This is a genomic window from Streptosporangium sp. NPDC023963, assembly GCF_040639135.1.
Taxonomy (GTDB): Bacteria; Actinomycetota; Actinomycetes; order Streptosporangiales; family Streptosporangiaceae; genus Streptosporangium.
In genome coordinates this window covers 207,995-226,922 of sequence record NZ_JBEZZK010000004.1, presented here as the reverse complement: position 1 = coordinate 226,922, position 18,928 = coordinate 207,995, and the positions used below count along the sequence as shown (strand labels likewise).

General features: G+C 70.7%; 14 protein-coding genes and 1 pseudogene. 4 read left to right on the top strand and 11 right to left on the bottom strand.

Annotation, left to right across the window (positions count from 1 at the left end; all coding sequences use genetic code 11):
* The first annotated feature begins 145 nt into the window (after positions 1–145).
* Positions 146–982 (top strand): alpha/beta hydrolase, encoded by an 837-nt coding sequence (locus AB0F88_RS15480; RefSeq protein ID WP_362683093.1) that lies wholly within the window; start codon positions 146–148, stop codon positions 980–982.
* Positions 983–1,087: 105 nt separating this feature from the next.
* Here AB0F88_RS15480 and AB0F88_RS15475 read toward each other — a convergent pair whose 3' ends face one another.
* Complete coding sequence (locus AB0F88_RS15475) at positions 1,088–2,149, bottom strand: pentapeptide repeat-containing protein (RefSeq protein ID WP_362683090.1); 1,062 nt, start codon at positions 2,147–2,149, stop codon at positions 1,088–1,090.
* A gap of 162 nt (positions 2,150–2,311) precedes the next feature.
* On the opposite strand from AB0F88_RS15475, the gene AB0F88_RS15470 reads away from it, so the two are divergent.
* Complete coding sequence (locus AB0F88_RS15470; RefSeq protein WP_362683087.1) at positions 2,312–4,687, top strand: ExeM/NucH family extracellular endonuclease; 2,376 nt, start codon at positions 2,312–2,314, stop codon at positions 4,685–4,687.
* Between the two features lie 116 nt (positions 4,688–4,803).
* Here the strand turns inward: AB0F88_RS15470 and AB0F88_RS15465 are convergent, their stop codons facing one another.
* The 3 genes from AB0F88_RS15465 to AB0F88_RS15455 form a co-directional block, all read right to left on the bottom strand.
* On the bottom strand, positions 4,804–6,306 hold the full coding sequence (locus AB0F88_RS15465; RefSeq protein WP_362683084.1) for a DUF1996 domain-containing protein: 1,503 nt from the start codon (positions 6,304–6,306) through the stop codon (positions 4,804–4,806).
* 455 nt (positions 6,307–6,761) lie between these two features.
* A complete protein-coding gene (locus AB0F88_RS15460; protein WP_362683081.1) occupies positions 6,762–7,646 on the bottom strand; it encodes a hypothetical protein in 885 nt (294 codons plus the stop codon).
* A 240-nt stretch (positions 7,647–7,886) separates the two neighbouring features.
* The gene (locus AB0F88_RS15455; RefSeq protein WP_362683078.1) at positions 7,887–9,785 is read right to left on the bottom strand and encodes a cellulose binding domain-containing protein; all 1,899 of its coding nucleotides are present in this window, start codon (positions 9,783–9,785) and stop codon (positions 7,887–7,889) included.
* A gap of 398 nt (positions 9,786–10,183) precedes the next feature.
* Here AB0F88_RS15455 and trxA point away from each other — a divergent pair, with 398 nt between their 5' ends.
* On the top strand, positions 10,184–10,555 hold the full coding sequence (gene trxA / locus AB0F88_RS15450) for a thioredoxin (protein ID WP_329083319.1): 372 nt from the start codon (positions 10,184–10,186) through the stop codon (positions 10,553–10,555).
* Positions 10,556–10,644: 89 nt separating this feature from the next.
* Here the strand turns inward: trxA and AB0F88_RS15445 are convergent, their stop codons facing one another.
* From AB0F88_RS15445 to AB0F88_RS15435, 3 genes and pseudogenes are all read right to left on the bottom strand, one after another.
* Positions 10,645–11,976, bottom strand: coding sequence for a class II 3-deoxy-7-phosphoheptulonate synthase (locus AB0F88_RS15445; RefSeq protein ID WP_362683075.1), 1,332 nt, complete (start codon positions 11,974–11,976; stop codon positions 10,645–10,647).
* Between the two features lie 65 nt (positions 11,977–12,041).
* Entirely contained in the window at positions 12,042–13,259 is a 1,218-nt protein-coding gene (locus AB0F88_RS15440; protein WP_362683072.1) for an FAD-dependent oxidoreductase, read from the bottom strand.
* 266 nt (positions 13,260–13,525) lie between these two features.
* Positions 13,526–13,645, bottom strand: a pseudogene (locus AB0F88_RS15435) (SDR family NAD(P)-dependent oxidoreductase); the annotation flags it as partial.
* 130 nt (positions 13,646–13,775) lie between these two features.
* On the opposite strand from AB0F88_RS15435, the gene AB0F88_RS15430 reads away from it, so the two are divergent.
* Positions 13,776–14,384, top strand: coding sequence for a TetR family transcriptional regulator (locus AB0F88_RS15430; RefSeq protein ID WP_362683069.1), 609 nt, complete (start codon positions 13,776–13,778; stop codon positions 14,382–14,384).
* Positions 14,385–14,470: 86 nt separating this feature from the next.
* Here the strand turns inward: AB0F88_RS15430 and AB0F88_RS15425 are convergent, their stop codons facing one another.
* The 4 genes from AB0F88_RS15425 to AB0F88_RS15410 all read right to left on the bottom strand — a co-directional run bounded on the left by AB0F88_RS15425 (position 14,471) and on the right by AB0F88_RS15410 (position 18,836).
* Positions 14,471–15,460 (bottom strand): phosphotransferase, encoded by a 990-nt coding sequence (locus tag AB0F88_RS15425; RefSeq protein ID WP_362683066.1) that lies wholly within the window; start codon positions 15,458–15,460, stop codon positions 14,471–14,473.
* Between the two features lie 106 nt (positions 15,461–15,566).
* Positions 15,567–16,574, bottom strand: coding sequence for a LacI family DNA-binding transcriptional regulator (locus AB0F88_RS15420; protein WP_362683063.1), 1,008 nt, complete (start codon positions 16,572–16,574; stop codon positions 15,567–15,569).
* A gap of 34 nt (positions 16,575–16,608) precedes the next feature.
* On the bottom strand, positions 16,609–18,033 hold the full coding sequence (locus tag AB0F88_RS15415; protein WP_362683060.1) for a GH1 family beta-glucosidase: 1,425 nt from the start codon (positions 18,031–18,033) through the stop codon (positions 16,609–16,611).
* Positions 18,030–18,836: a carbohydrate ABC transporter permease gene (locus AB0F88_RS15410; protein WP_362683057.1), complete on the bottom strand. Its 807-nt coding sequence runs from the start codon at positions 18,834–18,836 to the stop codon at positions 18,030–18,032. Before AB0F88_RS15410 ends, AB0F88_RS15415 begins: the two co-directional genes overlap by 4 nt.
* Positions 18,837–18,928 lie beyond the last annotated feature (92 nt).

The window sequence follows — 18,928 nt, the reverse complement described above, 5'->3', positions numbered from 1 at the left end:
TCCCGTCCAGGGTATGCGTTCCCCATCCTGGTCTCCCCTCCGGGAGCCGCGCATCGGGGACGACCCTGAGAAGACCCCGAGTCGACCCGCGCTCACCTGCGAATACTCTCGAATCCAGCGACACCGGCGGGAGGGGGACTTCGTCGTGAGATTCAGGGACCTCAAGGTGCGGGAGGGCACGCTCGCCAACGACCTGCCGTACTACGCCCTCGGCGACGGCCCGCCGCTCGTCGTGCTGCGCTGGTTCACCCCCGCCCACGCCAACCCGGCGGGGCCGGCGCGCGGTGTGGAACTGCGGGTGCTGGCCCCGCTGGCCCGCCACTTCCGGCTGTACGCCGTGGGCCGCGCTCCCGGCATGGCTCTGGGAACCACGATGGCCGACATCGCCGCCCGGCACGCCGAGGCGCTCCACGCGGAGTTCGACGGGCCGGTCGACGTGCTGGGCCTGTCGTCGGGGGGCTCGGTGGCGCTGCAGCTGGCGGCCGACCATCCGGACGTGGTGCGCGCGCTGGTCGTGGCCGGGGCGGCGCACCGGCTCACGCCGAACGTCAGGCGGCTCCAGCGCCGCTACACCGAGGAGGTCGCCGCCGGGCGGCGCGGCCTGCAGCACCAGGCGATCACGGCCGCCGCCTCGCCCGCCGGGCGGGCTCTGGCCAGGGTGCTGCTGTGGCTGCTGGACCCGCTGGTACGTCCCGGCGACCCCCGTGACATGCTCGCCTTCGCCCGCGCGGAGGACGGGTTCGACCTGGGCGGGCGCCTGGCCGACATCGTCGCCCCCACCCTGGTCCTGGGCGGTGAGAGGGACCTCGACTACCCGGTCGAGCTTTTCCGGGAGACCGCCGAGGGGGTCCGCGACGGCCGCCTGATCACCTATCCCGGCCTCGGCCACCTGGGAGTGTTCCGCAGCGGCCGGTTCGCCGCCGACGTCACGGCCTTCCTGGCCGGGATCGGCCCGGGGGAGAGCACCCGCGCGACCTCCTAGCCTCACCGCCTCCTGGCCTCACTCCTGGCCTCACCGCCACCCCGGGTTCGCCGACGGGCCGCGCGGTCCGGGGCCTGACGGGCCGCGCGGCCCGGGGCGGGGGTCTCACCCGTGGTCGGGGGCGCGCCACAGGGACCACCAGCGCGACCCCAGCCGGGCACCGCGCGGGACGACGGCGAGCGCGCAACCGCTCATCCTGAGCCCTTCCGGGTGGCGGATGCCGGTGAATAGGCAGGTGCTGAGGTCCAGGTCGGCGAGCTCCAGCTCCTCGGCGTCCACCTCGTGCAGCGAGGTCACCCGGGCGCCGTCGCGGCCCCGCACCGTGGCGGGGCCGTGCAGGGTCGCCCCCTCCAGGTCGGCCTCGGCGTCGTCGAGCCGGACGTTCAGCCGCCCGCCCACCTCCAGGTGCCGCAGGTCCACCGAGCACCCGCTCGTGGTCACGTCGAGGCCCTTGCCCGCCCACGCCCCGGCGAGGGTGAGGTGGCGGCCGACCGAGATCGGGGCCAGGTAGCCGCCCGCCGAGAAACGCGCCCCGTCGAACCCGGCCAGCCCGCCGAAACTCGTCTTGCGAAAGGACACCGTACGGCGGAACCTGCACCCTCTCAGGGTCGCGTCGCCCGCGAAGCCGGTGCCGTCAAAGGTGACAAAACCATGGAAATCCGCGCATTCAAACGACGCGGTCCGGTTGAAGAGAGCGCCCCCGAACAGGGCGTCACCGTCGATGGAGACCCGGTCGAAGGCCGCGTGCCCGGTGATGGCGACACCGTGCAGGGACAGCCCCCGGTCGAACCTGGCCTCCCGGAAGGAGGCGTTGCGCGCGAAACGGGCGTCGAAGAACGAGGCGAGACGCCGGAAGTGCGCGTGGTCGAACGAGACGTCCCCGCCGAACGCGATGTCGCCGAACCGCACGCCCTCGGGAAAGGTCGCCCAGTCGAACCGGGCCCGGCCCAGACGCCCCCGGGTCGCGCCGAGGATCCGCTCCAGCAGGTCCCTGCCGACGACGGTGGCCCGCAGGTCGACGGCGGAGCCGGGGGAGAGGCCGCGGACGACCTCGTCGAGTTCGGCGGCGTCCAGATGGGCCAGGCACCGGCCGTACGGCTGCCGCGCGGATCCGGCGCACTCCGGGGAGGCGGCGCAGGTCACCCAACCCACGTCCAGAGTTCTCATGTCCAAGTGATACCCGCAGGCGCCGGAGCAAGCGACTTCTAGGTCAAGGAAAGCCATATCTGGCCAGGCTGGATAGACATGAAGTGTCAACATTCTCGATTTCACCGTCTATCCACTTATATGTGAGTGTTCTGCAATGCATAGAGCCTTACGCTCCGGTTCATGCGTGCTTTATCCCGGGCGTTCGCCGCCCTTGTCGCCGCCGGCCTCGCCACCACCGGCGTCGCGGCCCTCGCCTCAGCCCCGGCCCTGGCGGAACCGGGCACCGTCGTCATCAGCCAGGTCTACGGCGGTGGCGGCAACGCCGGAGCGCCGCTCGCCAACGACTACGTCGAGCTGTTCAACCGCAGCACCGCGCCCGTCGCCCTGGACGGCTGGTCCGTCCAGTACGCGAGCGCCACCGGTACGGGGAACTTCGGCGCCAACCCGGTCGTGCCCCTGGCGGGCACCCTCGCGCCCGGCCAGTACCACCTGGTCCAGCTGGCCGGAGGCGCCAACGGCTCCCCGCTGCCCGCCGCGGACACCACCGGGACGATCAACCTGAGCGGTTCCGCGGGCAAGGCGGCCCTGGTCCGCTCGGCCGAGGGGCTGGCGTGCAACGGCGGCTCCGCCCCCTGCGCGCCGGAGCAGACGGCGCTCATCGCCGACCTGGTCGGGTACGGCACCGCCAACTACTTCGAGGGCACCGCCGCCCCCGCGCTCTCGGCCACCCTGGCCGGCGTGCGCAGGGACCACGGCTGCGCCGACACCGACGTCAACGGCACCGACGTGGAGGCCGCGGCCCCGGCGCCGCGCAACCGGGCCACCGCCGCCGCGCCCTGCGGCGCCGTCGAGCCGACGCCCACGCCGACCCCGACCGTGGAGCCCACCCCGAGCCCCACCCCGACGCCCACGCCGACGGGGGAGCCGTGCGAGACCCCGGCCACCCACCAGATCGCCCAGGTGCAGGGCAGCGGTGACGTCAGCCCGCTGGCGGGCCAGAACGTCCGCGTCGAGGGCGTCGTGACCGCCGACTTCCAGGCGACCGCGCAGCTCGGCGGCTTCTTCCTGCAGGACCCGACCCCGGACGCCGACCCGGCCACCTCCGAGGCCCTGTTCGCCTTCGCCCGCGACTCCTTCAAGGACGTCAAGGTCGGCGACCGCGTCCTGGTCACCGGCAGGGCCGTGGAGTTCAACGGCTGGACCGAGCTGTCGCCGGTCACCGCCGTGGACGTCTGCGGAAAGGGCACCGTCGCGCCCGCCAGGCAGAACCTGCCGCGCGCCGAGGGCACGACCTTCGAACCCGTCGAGAGCATGCTCGTCACCTTCCCCGAGCCGCTCACCCTCAACGACCACTACAACCTGGGCCGCTACGGCGAGGTCACCGTCGCCTCCGAGGGACGCATGTTCCAGCCGACCGACCGGCCGGGCGTGGACGCCGCCAGGAACGCGCGGCGCACCCTGCTGGTGGACGACGGCTCCTCGGTGGAGAACCCCGCGACGATCCCCTACACCGACCCGCGCACCGTCCGCCTGGGCGACACCGCGCTCGGCGTCACCGGCGTGCTGGGGTACGGCTTCGGCAAGTACCGGCTCCAGCCGACCAAGAAGATCGACTTCCTCCGGACCAACCCGCGCCTGCCCGCGCCGTTCCCGGTCATCGGCAACGTCAAGGTGGCCAGCTTCAACACGCTCAACTGGTTCACCACCCTCGGCTCGCGCGGCGCGAGCAACGCCGCCGAGCAGCAGCGCCAGCTGGCCAAGCTGGTCGCCGCGCTGAAGGGCATGAACGCCGACGTCGTCGGCCTGATGGAGGTCCAGAACAACGGCCAGACCGCGGTGCAGGCCCTGGTCGACGCGCTCAACGCCGAGGTCGGCGCGGGCACCTACGCGGCGGTCGCCCACCCCTACCCGGGCACCGACCTGATCCACGTGACGGCGATCTACAAGCCGGGCAGGGTGCAGCCGGTGGGGGCCGCCCGCTCCTCCACCGACCCGGTCTTCCGCAGGCCCCCGCTGATCCAGACCTTCCGCCGGGTCCAGGGCGGCCAGTCCTTCACCGTGCTGGTCAACCACTTCAAGTCCAAGGGCTGCGACGAGCAGGCCGTGGGCCCGGACGCCGACCAGGGTGACGGGCAGAGCTGCTACAACGGCGAGCGCGTACGCCAGGCACAGGCGACACTGGGCCTGATCGACAGCCTGGACCTGACCAACCCGCTGGTCCTCGGCGACCTCAACGCCTACGGCGAGGAGGACCCGATCGACACCCTGGAGGCCGCCGGCCTGACCAGCGTGACCAAGAGGTTCGTCCCGGCACCGCTGCGCTACAGCTACCTCTTCGACGGCCTGGTCGGCGAGCTGGACCACGCACTGGTCGGCAAGGACCTGCTCAAGCGCGTGACCAGCGCGACGATCTGGCACATCAACGCCGACGAGAGCCGGATCCTCGACTACAACACCGAGTTCAACCCGCCGGGTCTCTACGAGCCCGACGCGTTCCGCTCCTCCGACCACGACCCCGTGGTCATCGGGCTGACCCTGCCCGGCGGGAGGCGCTGACCCTGCCCGGCGGGCAGTGCCGTTGATCGACCACGACCACGCGCACCGTGCCGGTGGCCCCGCGAAACGCGGGATCACCGGCACGGCATGTCATGCGAGGTGGTGGCGGGGATCGGTCAGCGGCCCCAGCCAGGCGTGGTGCCGCACTTGGCCTTCGCGTTGAGGCAGACCTTCACGAGCGCGCCGAGAGCCTCAGGCTTCCACGCGTTCATGAAGTCCCCGTGGATCGAGGACGGCATGCCCGACGACAGCGCCAGGCCGTCACCGCCGAGGGAGTCGTAGCCGAGCATGAACGAGAGGTTGGGGACCGCGACCGGGTAGTCGCCGGAGCAGGTGCCGTTCTTGGCCGGTCCCATGTGCGACTTGTGGTCGGGCGAGTCGATGTGCTTGCCGTCCCAGCAGTCCTGGAACGTCAGCTGGTAGATCAGGTTGCCGCCCTTCTCGCAGACGGGCCAGTTGCCGTCGGCGCTACGGCCGATCTCCGCGCTGCCGGCGCACCAGAACTGGCCGGAGGCACCCTTCGGCGTCGCCACCTGCCGCTTCGCGTCGCCCTGCACCACGACCAGACCCGGCGGGAACGGCACGACCTCCGACGGGTCCTTGAGCCGGGAGCCGTAGTACACGCGGAAGTTCTTCATCGGGACCGACTTGCCGTTCTTCAGCAGGGTCGGCGCCCAGTAGGCGCTGTGGTCCCCGGGCGCGTCACAGTTCGTGGCGCTCGTGAACAGGTCTTCCACCGTGGTGTTCGCCGTCACCTTCGGGCCGAAGAAGGTGTGCATGTGGGAGGCCCCGACCAGGCCGGGCAGCACGACCGGGTCGTCCTTGGCCTCGTTGGCCACCTCACAGTTGGTGTGGAACTCGGGGACCCTCACGATCCCCGCGGGGACCGCCTGGGGCGCGACCTTGTTGTAGGCGTCCAGGGTCTTCTTCCACGCGGCCTGGTTCACCGGTACCCAGCCGCCGGCGGGCGTGCCGGTGGTCGGGGTGGCGCTGGGCGTCGGCTTGGGCGTCGAGCTCGGGGACGAGGTCGGCTTCGGGGTCGAAGTCGGCTTCGTGGTCGGCGTCGGGGTCGGGTTCGTGGTGCCCGAGCCGGTGCCGAAGACCTGGAACTCCCACAGCGAGACGCCGTACTGGCCGGACCGCTTGGTCGCGTACAGCCGCACGAACCGGCCGGTGGCGGACAGGTTGACGGTCTGGACGCCGCCCTTGCCCGCCGTGGTGCTGTACACCGTCTTCCAGGGGCCGTTACCGCCGGTGGCGGTCTGGATCTGGAACGCCGTGGCGTGGGCGTTCTCCCAGTTGAGGACGATCTTCTTGATGGCCGTGGACCTGCCGAGGTCGACCGCGAGCCACTGCGGGTCGCTGAACTTGCTGCCCCAGCGGGTGCCGGTCTTGCCGTCGACGGCGGCCGCGGCCGACAGGTCGCCGCGCTCCGCCGAGGAGGCGGTGGCGTTACGGCCCTGCGAGAGGGGCACCTCGGCCGCGGCGGCCGGGGAGGCGACGCTCACCGCGGAGGTGCTCAGGAGGCCGACGAGAACACCGGCCAGCGACAGGCGGCGGACCTGACGTCCGACGGACGCGCGTCCGGCTCGGATGCCGCGCGAGGCGGTTGTGCTCATAGTGAATGGAGTCCTTGTCCTGTTGGGAAGTCGTGCAGGGGACTTCTGGCGGCGCTCACAAGCACCGCTACACAGGAGACCCGCGGGCCGCGGGTGGATAACGAAAACTTCGGAGAAGTTTGCACCGTCTTGTCGTCCGCCCCGCGCCCGGTCCGTCTCCCCGGACGCCGGCACCGGAACCGGGCCTGTCGGTCACGCATCCCGGCCCGTCTCGCTTGTGTCCCGCCGGCCGAGAACGCTTCTGCCCTGGGCGCGGGCGACGCGACAAGAGATCCATCCCCGCGACGCACGACGCCCCCGGCGACGGCCGTGGACCTTCCACGTCGCTTCGCGGCGCATTCGGTTTTCGCTCGCGGCGCCTTTCCGGGACGGCGGGGTGGAGCAGCCGGCACGACGCCGCAGGTGACCCGCAGGGGCCGTGAGGCGGTCGGGCCGTCAGCCGGCCCCTGTGCGAGCTATCCCTGGAATACCTGGTGTCCTCGTTTCCACGCCCGCGTGTTCATGTCCCAGCCGTGCTCGTCTTCCGGACGCCAGGGAGCCGTCTCCTCTTCGTCGGTGATCCAGCGGAGGGGGCGGTCCGGCTCGCCGAGCGTGATCTTTTTCTCCACGCCATTGATCTTTGCCGTGATCTCCAGAGCGCCCTCGTAGAGGAAACGCGGTTCGGATCTGAATTTTATCTGGCCGGATGCGGATTCCTGGCCACTGAGGTAAAGAGAACCGGGAGGAATGCTGAACTGCTTTCCCGTGCTGTAGTCCTCGACCTTCGTGCTGAGTCTTCGAGTGTCGACGGAGGCGATGAAGCCCGCATCGCCGCCCGAACCGAACTGGCACCTGATGACCGTGTGGTCGGCCGGCAGCGGCTTCCGCTCGAACACCTTGGGTTCGATGCGGGTGATGGCCACGACTTCGGTCTCGCTGGAGGTCATGCCGACCTCGACACCTGGTCCTATGGCGTACATCCCCGGTGTGCTCGCGAGCCAGTCGGCCCATTTGTCGCAGTGATTGGCGCGGTCCTCCTTGCCGTACGGCGGTGGCGTGGGCAGGGCCGTCGCGTTTCCCGCGAACACGTAGTAGGAGGAGTACGGCCAGGCGATGGAAACGTCCCCGAAGCGGATCGGGGCAGCGGGAAGGACGCAACTCAACCGGATGTCCTCTCCCTGGGCGTTGCACTGGTTGTTGTCGCCGGTGATCGAGTTGTTCCGCACCTCGACCGACGGAGGAGGAGCGGGCGGTGGATCATCCGGAAGCAAAGCCATGATCGCGGCTATCAGCGCGAAGACCCCCACGATGGCCGCGACTCCCTGCCACCACAGATGGCTGAGCAGTTCCCTGATCTTCACAAACGCTCCCCGGCACAAAAGAATGGCACCAAGCCGTGCAGAGCGTAGCCTTGTAGGCGCCGAATGTCTCAGTTCTGAGGTATCCGGCATGAATGAACAGTCATAAGAAATGATGCTAAAGCGGGAGAAATAGGCAAAAGAAATCTTTCGTTCTCGCGCGCCGGGCCCCGGCCCACCCGCCCGGTCGAGGGACGGGTGGGCCGGGGCCCGGCCGTCGGGCGCGGAGCCGGGGCCGGCCCGTCAGGCGCAGGCGTATCCGGACGGGAGCGCGGTGTCGCCGTTCGGGCGGCTCACCTGGAAGCCGACGCCGGCGGTGGCGGCCCCGGGGGCGAGGTCGCCGTTGTGGCCGACGTTCCTGACGGTCACGGTCTGCCCGCTGACGGTGGTGGTGCCGTTCCACGAGCCGGTCAGCGTGTGCCCGGCCGGCAGCGTGAAGGTGACCGTCCATCCGGTGATCGCCGAGGTGCCGGTGTTGGTGACGGTCAGCGGCTGGATGACGTACCCGGTGCTCCACTGGGTCTGCACGGTCGGAACGGCCGTGCAGGCTCCGGTGGACGTGCCGGGCCGGGTGGTGACCTCCGCGGTGTTCGAGACCGGCGAGGTGTTGCCCGCGGCGTCCCGTGCCCTGACCTGGTAGCGGTAGGTGGTGCTCGGGGCCAGGCCCGTGTCGGTGAACGAGGTCGTGGCCGAGGTGCCGGCCTGGGTGAACGCGCCGCCGCTCGCGCCGGGCGCGCGCAGGATGTCGTAGCCGGCCAGGCCGGAACCGCCCTGGTCGGTGGACGCGGCCCAGGTCAGCGTGGCGCCGATGGCGGTCACGCCGGACGCGACCGGGGTGCCCGGCGTGCTCGGCGGGGTGCTGTCGCCCGAATCGCCGAGGGCCGGGGTCTGCCAGTCCCTCCACTCGGCCAGGTTGCCGGACGCCCTGGAGGAGATCCTGATCGCGCCGGGGGCGTTGCCCGTCCTCAGCAGGAACTTCTGGATGTTCTGCTGCAGCGGGGTCCTCCACTCGGACCGGTTGGCGCAGTGGCTGCCGTCCTGGACGTCGGACCAGTAGGTGATGTCGTCTCCCGCGCCGAGCGCTTTGTAGACCTCCGCCCCGCCCAGGGCCGCCACGCTCGCGGACCTGGGGCCCAGATTGGCGATGTGAGGGTTGTCCATGATGAACAGCCCGCGCGGCGCGACCATGGCCACCATCTGGTGGGTGTCCACCGGCAGCCGCGCCGGGCTGCCGGTGAAGGAGCCGAACGCGTCGCCCAGCCAGGGCTGTTCTCCGTAGGCGCTGCTCAGGCTCTGGGCGCCTTCCCCGGGAATCCCGCGGAAGATGGGCACGCCGGCGCTCCCCGACTCGATCGGCATGGTCAGCGCGATGCGCTGGTCGAACGCGCCGGCCACGAAGGCGCCCTTTCCGAACCGCGAGCATCCCGTGACGCCGGTGGCGTCGGCCTTGAGGACACCGCCGCCGGACTGCTCGATGACGTCGATGATCCGGCTCACCCCCCAGGCCCAGGCCATGAGCAGTCCCGTGCTGCTCGAGGAGCCGTAGACGCTGTAGAAGGCGCCCTGTTTGTTGGTGCGCGGCGTGCCCTCCCGGCCGACCGCGTAGGGGTCGTAGCTGATGACCGCGGCACCGGCCGCTCTGATGGCGGCCGTGTCCGCTCCGAATCCCCCCAGGACGACGACCGCGGGGAAGGGGCCGGACCCGCTCGGCAGCGAGACACCCGCGGAGAAGCTGGAGCTTCTGCCGTTGTGGCTCACGTTCACGGTGATGCTGCTGTTCGAGACCGTCCCCGTGACGGTGGCCGGCTTCACGGGCTTCTCGCCGTAGACGAACTTCTCCGCCAGCTTCTTGATCTCCTCGCGCCGGCACCGCCACTCGGATGTGGTGGAGATACGCGTGCCGTTCAGCTTCCTGAAGGGGTCGGGGAGCCTGGAGTCGGTGGGCAGCGATCCCGTGTCGGGCAGGCCGGTCACCGCGCAGTCGGCACCCTCGTTCTCGACTCCGGCGGCGACAGCGGCGACGGCGGCGGTGGTGGCGGTGGCGGAGGTCACCGTCACGGCCCCGGTGATCGAGAGCATCGCCGCCACCGCCGGCGCGACGGCCCTCGAGGGGATCTTGAAGCGGGTCAATCCGATGATCACTAGGGCTCTCCCTTCCGGGTGGGGGTGTTGGCGATCAGTTTGGGAACGCGACCGAAAGACGTCAACACAGATGCCGAAATATTTCGAAAAGCGATCTTTTCCCCCGCCTATGAGCTGGAAATATTCTTATGTTCTCGGTAAAACTTTCGGAAATTAGCTGAAAGAAAGCCCTGTTTCCCCTGCGAGGCCTGTCGATCAGAAAGTTTCGGAGTGGCGCGCCGCGTTCGGGGCGGCCGGCGCACCGATCGAGAACGGGGACGGCGTCCGGGCTCGCCGCCCCGGCCGTGTCCGCCGGTCCGGCGGGTTCCCGCGACCCGGCGGGACGGCGGGATGGAATGCGCGGGGGAGGGAAGTGGTTATGCCAGCCGTACAGACGTGAACGACAGGAGGAGCCACCGGTGGCCACCATCGAGGTAACCGAGAAGAACTTCAACGACATCGCCGATGAGGGGATCGTCCTGCTGGACTTCTGGGCGGCCTGGTGCGGACCGTGCCGCACCTTCGGGCCGATTTTCGAGAAGTCGTCGGCGAAGCACACGGACATCAAGTTCGGCAAGATCGACACCGAGGCCGAGCAGGCGCTCGCGCAGGGGTTCGAGATCACCTCGATCCCGACGATCATGGCCATCCGTGACGGCATCGTCGTCTTCGCCCAGCCGGGCGCGCTGCCCGAGCCCGCCCTTGAGGACCTCATCGGCCAGGTTCGCGCGCTCGACATGGAGGCGATCCGCGCCGAGCTCGCCAACGAGCTGGGCGCCCAGAAGGGCTGATGCCCGGATCGCGAAAGCCCCGCTCCGCCGGAGAGAGGAAATCCGATGGAGCGGGGCTTTCGCGTGACCGGGGCCCGTGACCCGGAAGGTCAGACCGAGCGGTAGAGCTCGGCCACCCGGAAGGCCAGGTCGAGCGACTGGCCACGGTTGAGGCGCGGGTCGCAGGCCGTCTCGTAGCGCCTGGCCAGGTCATCCTCGACGATCTCGGCGCCGCCGCCCACGCACTCGGTGACGTCGTCGCCGGTGAACTCGATGTGGACGCCGCCCGGATGGGTGCCGAGCGCGCGGTGCACCTCGAAGAAGCCCGCCACCTCGTTCAGGACGTCGTCCAGGCGGCGGGTCTTGTGGCCGCTGGGCGCCTCGAAGGTGTTGCCGTGCATGGGGTCGCAGATCCACGCCACCTGGGCGCCGCTCGCGGTCACCTTCTCCACCAGCTCGGGGAGGTGCTCGCGGATCTTCGACGCGCCCATCCTGGTGATGAAGGTCAGGCGCCCGGCCTCGTTGTCCGGGTTGAGCTTCTCGATCAGCGCGAGGGCGTCCTCGGCGCTGGTCGTCGGGCCGAGCTTGACGCCGATCGGGTTGCGGATGCTGGCGAAGAACTCCACGTGGGCGCCGTCGAGCTGGCGGGTGCGCTCGCCGATCCAGACCATGTGCGCCGAGACGTCGTACGGGCGGCCGGTCCGCGAGTCGATCCGGGTGAGCGCCTGGTCGTAGTCGAGGATCAGCGCCTCGTGCGAGGAGTAGAACTCGACGGTGTGGAACTCCTCGGGCTCCACGCCGCAGGCGCGCATGAAGGCCAGCGCCTGGTCGATCTCGCGGGCGAGCTGCTCGTAGCGCTTGCCGGCCGGGGACTCGATCACGAAGTCCTGGTTCCAGGCGTGCACCTGGCGCAGGTCGGCGTAGCCGCCCTTGGTGAAGGCGCGGATCAGGTTGAGCGTCACCGCAGAGGAGTGGTAGGCCCGCAGCAGCCGCCACGGGTCGGGAACGCGGGACTCGGGGGTGAAGTCGAAGCCGTTGACCATGTCGCCCCGGTAGGCGGGCAGCTCGACGTCGTCGCGGGTCTCGAAGTTCTTCGAGCGCGGCTTGGCGAACTGCCCGGCCATCCGGCCGATCTTCACCACGGGGACCTTCGCCGCGTAGGTCAGCACGATGGCCATCTGCAGCAGCGTCTTGAGCTTGTTGCGCACGTCGTCGGCGGTGGCGCCGCCGAAGGTCTCGGCGCAGTCTCCGCCCTGGAGGACGAAGGCCTCGCCCCGCGTCACCGCCGCCAGGTCCGCCTTGAGGTTGTCGCACTCGCCCGCGAAGACGAGGGGCGGGAGGCCCTTCAGCTCGCCGACGACCTTGTCCAGCTCGCCGCGGTCGGGCCACTCGGGCTGCTGCGCCGCAGGCAGCCGCCGCCAGGAATCGAGGTTGATGCTCACGACATACCAGGCTATTGCAAGCGGCTGTTCGAACAGACCTGATTGTCCACGTAGTGAGAAGGTCTTTATACCTGGTGAGATTCAACCGGACTGGAAACATGTTCCGGAAGGACGCCCAGGCCGACGAAACGCCTGGCCAGGAAGCCGACCAAGGGAAGCCGGGAGATGTCGCGGGGCAGCCGCACCGGCCCGGGGCGCCCGCTCAACGCCGGCCGGATCAGCCGGCTCTGGACGACGCGCTGGGCGAACTGGGTGACGGCGGTGGGCGGGGTGCGCCGCCGCTGGACCCTCGCGAGCAGTGATTCGGGGATCTCGGCCCCGGCGGCGAGCGGCGCGGCCAGCAGGTTCGCGGCGGCGACCGCGTCCTGCACGGCCAGGTTGATGCCGACGCCGAAGATCGGCGACATGGCGTGCGCGGCGTCGCCGATGACCAGCAGGCCGGGGCGGTGCCAGCGGCGCAGCCGGTTGAGCGCGACCGACAGCATGCTGACCGCCTCGAAGTCCCGCAGCTGCCCGACCCGGCCCCCGAGGAAGGGCAGGAGCCTGGCGACCGGCTCGCGGACCGCCTCGATCCCCTGGGAACGCAGGGTTTCGAAGCCGCCCTTGGGGATCAGGTAGGCGAGCTGCCAGTAGATCTCGCGATTGATCGCCACCATCAGGTGCCCGTTGGATATCCGCAGGAACGTCACCCCGGGATCGGCGGGCTCGCGCGGCAGCCGGAACCAGAGCACGTCCATGGGGGCGCTGTGCTCCACGGGGACGAGCCCGGCGGCCCGGCGTACGTCGGAGTGGCGGCCGTCGGCGGCCACGGTGAGCGTCGCGCGCAGCTCGTGCTCGCCCGAGGCGTCCCGGTAGCGCACCCCGCGCACCGCGTCGCCCTCGCGGATCACCCCGTGAACCTCGGCCTCCATGATGAGGCGGAAGTTCGGATACCGCCTGGCGGCGGTGGTCAGCAGGTCGAGGAACTCCCACTGCGGGACGAAGGCGATGTACTGATATTTGCCCTTGAGTTTCCTCAGATCGGCGACCGGCACCGTGGCGTCGTCGGTGTGGATCTCCATCCCGTACGCCTTGCGGTGCGGGAGCCGGTGGAACTCCTCGGCCAGGCCCAGCTCGTCGAGGATCTGCAGGGTCGAGGGATGGATGGTGTCACCCCTGAAGTCGCGCAGGAAGTCGTTGTGCTTCTCCAGGAGCGTCACCTCGACGCCGGCCCTGGCCAGCAGCAGTGCGAGCATCGCCCCCGCCGGGCCGCCCCCGGCGATCACGCATGTGTTCCGTCTCATAATTCATCACCCAGTGAAATTCTGGCACGGGATCCGGCGGAAGGAAACAGGCTCGACGGCGATCCATCCCTCATTCAGTGTCGGATCGCGGTGTGTGCGGACATCACGCGACCCCACGGAAGTGCCGGATCCCGGCCCTCTCCGGCCCTCTCCGGCCTGGGGCCCTGCCGGTGACCTGGTGGCCGGTCACCGCCGGCCCGGGAGCCCCTACCCGGCGATGACGGCCACGCCGACGCGGCCGCCGTCGACGTCGATCACCGTGCCGCGTCGCGGCCGGTGACGACCACGTGCGCCCCCTCGGCGGCGAACGCGGTGGCGACGGCACGCCCGATGTTGCTCGTGGCGCCGGTGACGAGCGCCGTTTTGCCGTCAAGCCTTTCACCCATGGGGTACTTCCGTTCTCTCGCACGATGGGCCACCGGGTCGCGATGGTCCGTCGGCACCCCATTTTGGACTGCCGGGTCCAGACTGTATCAGTCGATTGGACCGTACGGTCCAGGAAGCTATGCTGGGGGCATGTCGAGCACGGCGAAGTTCACCGTCAAAGGGGCGCTCACGCGTGCCCGCATCGTCGAGGCCGCCGCCGACCTGGTCCTGGCCCGCGGGGTCGGTGGCACGACCCTGGACGACATCCGGGCCGGGACGGGGACCAGCAAGAGCCAGCTGTTCCACTACTTCCCGGCCGGCAAGCGCGATCTGGTCGCGGCGATCGCGTCGTTCCAGACCGAGCGGGTGCTCCAGGCGCAGAGACCGTTTCTGGACACGCTCGACACCTGGGAGGCGTGGGAGGGCTGGCGTGACGCCGTCCTCGCGCACTACGGCTCGCAGCCGCACTGGGGCTGTCCGATCGGGGCGATGGCGAGCGAGCTCATCGGCAGTGATCCCGAGCGTGCGGCCGAGGTGGCCGCGCACATGGCCCGCTGGTGCGGATACCTGCGGGCGGGGCTCACCCGCATGCGCGCCGCCGGCCTGCTGCGCGCCGACGCCGACCCCGAGGCGCTGACCCTGGCGGTCTTCGCGGCGCTCCAGGGAGGCCTGCTGCTCACCCAGACGATGCAGTCGATCGAGCCGCTGCGCGCCGCGCTGGACGCGGCCCTGACGGCGTTGCGCGCCTCGGCGCCCTGAACCTGGAGGGCGGCGAGAACGAGGAGGGCCTCGACAGCCGGGGCCGCGCCCCCGCCCCGGCGGGCGGTGACGGCGGCCGGCTCAGGTCACCGCGTCGCGGAAAGCACGTCGAGGGCTTCGAGCACGACGGCGGCGGAGCGGTCGCGCAGAGAGGCGTACTCCCTCTCCGGGTACTGGCGGGGGCCGTTCTCGACCAGGATGATCAGAGCGAGGTAGAGGCGGTAGAGGACCATCCGGGTGCGGGCGGGGCCGGTGAACTCCACCACGCCGCCCGCGTCGCGGTACCCGGCGACGATCGGGTCGGATTCGTCCAGCCTGCCGAAGATCGTGGGGGTGACGAAGTCGGCCAGCGGGTCACCCCAGAAGGCCCGCTCGTGGTCGATGATCGCCTGGATGCGCGGCGTCTCGTCGCGGGTCAGGAAGACGTTGCCCGGCCACACGTCGAAATGGACCAGGCGGGGGGTCACGACCTCGTCCAGCGCGCCCGCGCCCGACGCGATCGCCGCCGCGATCTCGGGCACCGGCCTCGGCAGCGGGATGGCGTAGCGGCCGGCGTCGGCCAGGAGCGCGCCGGTCATCGTCAGGAACGCCTCCCGCCAGGTGCCGCCGGTCAGGCCCGCGTGCGGGTAGCCGTAGACGTCGCCGGTGATCGCGTTCAGCCGGGCCAGGTGGCCGCCGAGCTCCCGGCGCAGGGCCCGCCGGTCCGCCTCCGCAGGCTCCGCCCGGTTCCACGGCACCCCGTCGAGGGCGGACAGGATCAGGTAGTCGCCGCCCAGCACCGGGTCGTCGAACCCGGCGCGCAGCAGCTCGGGCATCGGCACCCCGGCGGGGCCCGCCAGGTCGTAGACCATGGCCTCGGTGCGCAGCAGGTCGCGCTCGTAGCGCAGCTGCTCCAGCTCCGGCGGCGGCGACAGCTTCAGGACCACCTCGCGCCCGTCCAGCAGGGTCAGCCGCCACACGGCGTTGGCGAAGCCGTCGGTCAGCTCGGTGGCGGAGGAGAGGCCGGCGCCCAGGGCCCGCCGCGCCAGCGCGTCGAGTTCCGAGGGCGCGAGCGGGCGTTTCGTCCTGCTGTCCATTTCCTGCCTTGTCCTGCCTCGGTGCTGCTCGGGGGAACGGCGGCGCGCCCGGGACGGGGCGCGCCGGGCAAGGGTGAGCCGGGTGCGGAGACGAGGGCGGGCCGGGTCAGGCCGACCCGCGCTCGATCAGGTGGGTGTCCAGTATCACCACCGGCTGCTCCAGCTGCTCGCCGTTGATGCGGGCGACGAGCAGGTGGGCCATCTGCCGGCCCATCGACTCGGTGGGCTGGTGCACGGTGGTCAGGGCGGGGGAGGAGTGCGCCCCGGCGGGGGAGTCGTCGAAGCCGATCACCGCGACGTCGCCGGGGATCGACCTGCCCGCCTCGCGCAGCACGCGCATCGCGCCCAGCGCCATCGGGTCGGAGGCGGTGAAGACGGCGTCCACGTCGTGGTGCTCGGCGAGGAGCCTGCGCATCCCCTCCATGCCGCTCTCCTCGCTGAAGTCGCCGTACGTCACCATCTCGCTCACGCCGGTCGCGAGCAGCGCGTCGCGGTAGCCCGCGAGCCGGTCGACGCCCACGCCCATGTCCTGGGGGCCCGCGATGGTGGCGATCCTGCGGCGGCCCTTGGCCAGCAGGTATTTGACCGCCTGCCTGGCCCCGGCCCGGTTGTCGACGTCGACGTAGCTGTAGGGGGTGAGGCCGACCGGGCGGCCGCCGATGACGGTCGGCACGCCCATCGCCTCCAGCCGCCCCGGCAGCGGGTCGGCGCCGTGCAGGGAGATCAGCAGCACGCCGTCGACGTGCTGCCCGGTCAGGTAGTGCTCCAGCCGCTCGTGATCCTGCGCCGACTGCGCCATCGTGAGGATCAGCTGCAGGCCGGTCTCGGACAGCGCCGAGCCGATGCCGCGGATGGTCCCGGCGAAGTACGGCTCGTCGAAGACCCGGTGCTCCGACTCCGAGACCACCAGCGCCACGGTGTCGGTACGCCGGGTGACCAGCGCGCGGGCCGCCCGGTTGGGCACGTAGCCCAGCTCCTGGATCGCCCGCAGCACGGCGTCGCGAGCCTTCTCGCTCACCTTCGGTGAGCCGTTGATGACCCGCGACACCGTGCCCCGGCCGACACCGGCCAGGGCCGCGACCGCCTCAAGCGTCGGACGACGGTCGCCGTTCATGTGTGCACGCCCCCAGTGGTGAATTTCCCGGCCCCTATTCTGCCGGACCGCTCAGGCCTCCACGCCTGATGGTCCCGGCATACCAGAGAGCGCTCTCCTTGGGAACTCGCGCCTGGGTCTCATAGTCGACGTGGACCAGCCCGAACCGCTTGCCGTACCCCCACGCCCACTCGAAGTTGTCCATCAGCGACCAGGCGAAGTAGCCCTCCAGCGGGATCCCGGCCTCGATCGCGGCGTGGCAGGTGCGCAGGTGGGCGTCGATGTAGTCCACCCGGTCGCGGTCGTGGACGACGCCGTCGGAGCCCACGACGTCGTCGAAGGCCGCGCCGTTCTCGGAGATGACCAGCGGGACGCGCGGGTACTCGGAGGCCAGCCGGTGCAGGATCTCCAGCAGCCCCGAGTGGTCGATCTCCCAGCCCATCGCCGTCACGGGCCGCCCGCCCTCGACGAACGACACGTGCTCGCTGCCGACCCAGGGCGACCCGGTGTCGGTGGGCGCCGCCGCGGCCGACGCGGCGCCGCCCGGGGTGCCCGAGACGGTGAAGCGGCTGTAGTAGTTGATCAGCAGCTTGTCCAGCGGCGTCGAGATGATCTCCATGTCCCCGTCGTGGACGAGCCCCGCCGGGCGGCCGAGGTCCTCCAGGACGTCTGCCGGGTACTCGCCCTTGAGCAGGGCGTCCAGGAAGAAGCGGTTCTGCAGCCCGTCGATGCGGCGGGCGGCGTCCTGGTCGGCCTCGGAGGAGGTCTGGGGCGAGATCGCGTACAGGTTGACGCAGCCGCCGATGACGGTCTCCGGCCGCTGGGCCCGGATCGCCTGCGCGGCCAGGCCGTGCGCCAGCAGGAGGTGGTGGGCGGCGTACACGGCCTTGTCGGGCTCGCGGCGCCCGGGGGCGTGCTCGCCCGAGGCGTACCCGAGGAACGCCGAGCACCAGGGCTCGTTGACCGTGCTCCAGTTGCGGACCCGGTCGCCCAGCGCGTCGTGCACGGCCGCCGCGTAGTCGGCGAAGCGCTTCGACGTGTCCCGTGCCGGCCAGCCGCCCGCGTCTTCCAGGGGCTGGGGCAGGTCCCAGTGGTAGAGCGTCACCCACGGGTCGACGCCCCGGGAGAGGAGCTCGTCGACCAGGCGGCTGTAGAAGTCGATGCCCTCCTGGTTGACGGCGCCGCGCCCCTCGGGCTGGATCCGGGGCCAGGAGACGGAGAAGCGGTACGCGCCGAGGCCGAGTTCGGCCATCATCCGCACGTCGTCCTGGTAACGGTTGTAGTGGTCGATGGCGATGTCGGCGTGCTCGCCGTTCACCACCCGTCCCGGCTGCTTGACGAAGGTGTCCCAGATGGAGCGGCCTCGGCCGCCCTCCGACACAGCGCCCTCGATCTGGTAGGCGGAGGTGGCCGCGCCCCAGACGAAGTTCGTCGGGAAGATCAGTTCCGGGGTCTGAATCCGCGTCTCTTGCGTCGTCACGCCTTGACCGCACCTTCCATGAGTCCGCCGACGATCTGGCGGCCGAACGCGATGAAAACGATGAACAGCGGCAGGACCGACGCCGCGGTGCCGGTGAACAGCATCACGTAGTCGGTTCCGTGGGCCTGGTTGAGTGCCGCGATCGAGGTCTGAACCACCGGGTTGTCCGGGTTCAGCACGATCAGCGGCCACATGAACTCGTTCCAGGTCTGCATGAAGACCAGGAGCGTGAGGACCGCCATGCCCGGCCGGAGCGCGGGGAGGATGACGCTCACGTAGATGCGCATGGTGGAGGCGCCGTCGACGCGGGCCGCCTCGACCAGCTCGTCCGGCACCGCCTGGGTGGCGTACTGGGTCATCATGAAGACCCCGAAGCCGTTGACCAGGAAGGGCAGGATCACCGCCTTCAGCTGGCCGGTCCACCCGAGGGTGACCATGAGCTCGTACAGCGGCACGACGCCCATCTGCTGGAGCGGGACCATCATCGTCACCAGGATCAGGCCCAGCAGGATCTTGCTGCCCCGGAAGCGCAGCTTCGCGAAGGCGAAGCCGGCCAGGGTGGAGATCAGCACGACCGAGACCGTCACGGTGACCGAGACGATGGCCGAGTTCACCAGGCCGGTCATGAAGTAGGCGTCCTCGGTGGACAGCAGCCGCGCGATGTTCTCGCCGAGGTGGCCGCCGGGGAGCAGCGGCGGCGGTACGTCGATGGCCTCCTCGTTGGTCCGGGTGGCCATGATGAACATGTAGTAGATGGGGAACGCCGACAGCACGAGGGCGAAGGCCAGCACGACCTTCGTCATGGGACCGGCGTCCCAGATGCGGTTCCGTGCGGCCGACGGGCCGGGAGGCCGCCGCCGGGCGTGCTGCGCCGGCGGTCGCCGGATCTGGGTGA

What these genes read in the sequence shown, in the direction of transcription:
- AB0F88_RS15475 (WP_362683090.1), bottom strand. Translation starts at nt 2,149, where the DNA reads ATGAGAACTCTGGACGTGGGTTGGGTGACCTGCGCCGCCTCCCCGGAG.
- AB0F88_RS15470 (WP_362683087.1), top strand. Translation starts at nt 2,312, where the DNA reads ATGCGTGCTTTATCCCGGGCGTTCGCCGCCCTTGTCGCCGCCGGCCTC.
- AB0F88_RS15465 (WP_362683084.1), bottom strand. Translation starts at nt 6,306, where the DNA reads ATGAGCACAACCGCCTCGCGCGGCATCCGAGCCGGACGCGCGTCCGTC.
- AB0F88_RS15440 (WP_362683072.1), bottom strand. Translation starts at nt 13,259, where the DNA reads ATGAGACGGAACACATGCGTGATCGCCGGGGGCGGCCCGGCGGGGGCG.
- AB0F88_RS15430 (WP_362683069.1), top strand. Translation starts at nt 13,776, where the DNA reads ATGTCGAGCACGGCGAAGTTCACCGTCAAAGGGGCGCTCACGCGTGCC.
- AB0F88_RS15425 (WP_362683066.1), bottom strand. Translation starts at nt 15,460, where the DNA reads ATGGACAGCAGGACGAAACGCCCGCTCGCGCCCTCGGAACTCGACGCG.
- AB0F88_RS15420 (WP_362683063.1), bottom strand. Translation starts at nt 16,574, where the DNA reads ATGAACGGCGACCGTCGTCCGACGCTTGAGGCGGTCGCGGCCCTGGCC.
- AB0F88_RS15410 (WP_362683057.1), bottom strand. Translation starts at nt 18,836, where the DNA reads ATGACGAAGGTCGTGCTGGCCTTCGCCCTCGTGCTGTCGGCGTTCCCC.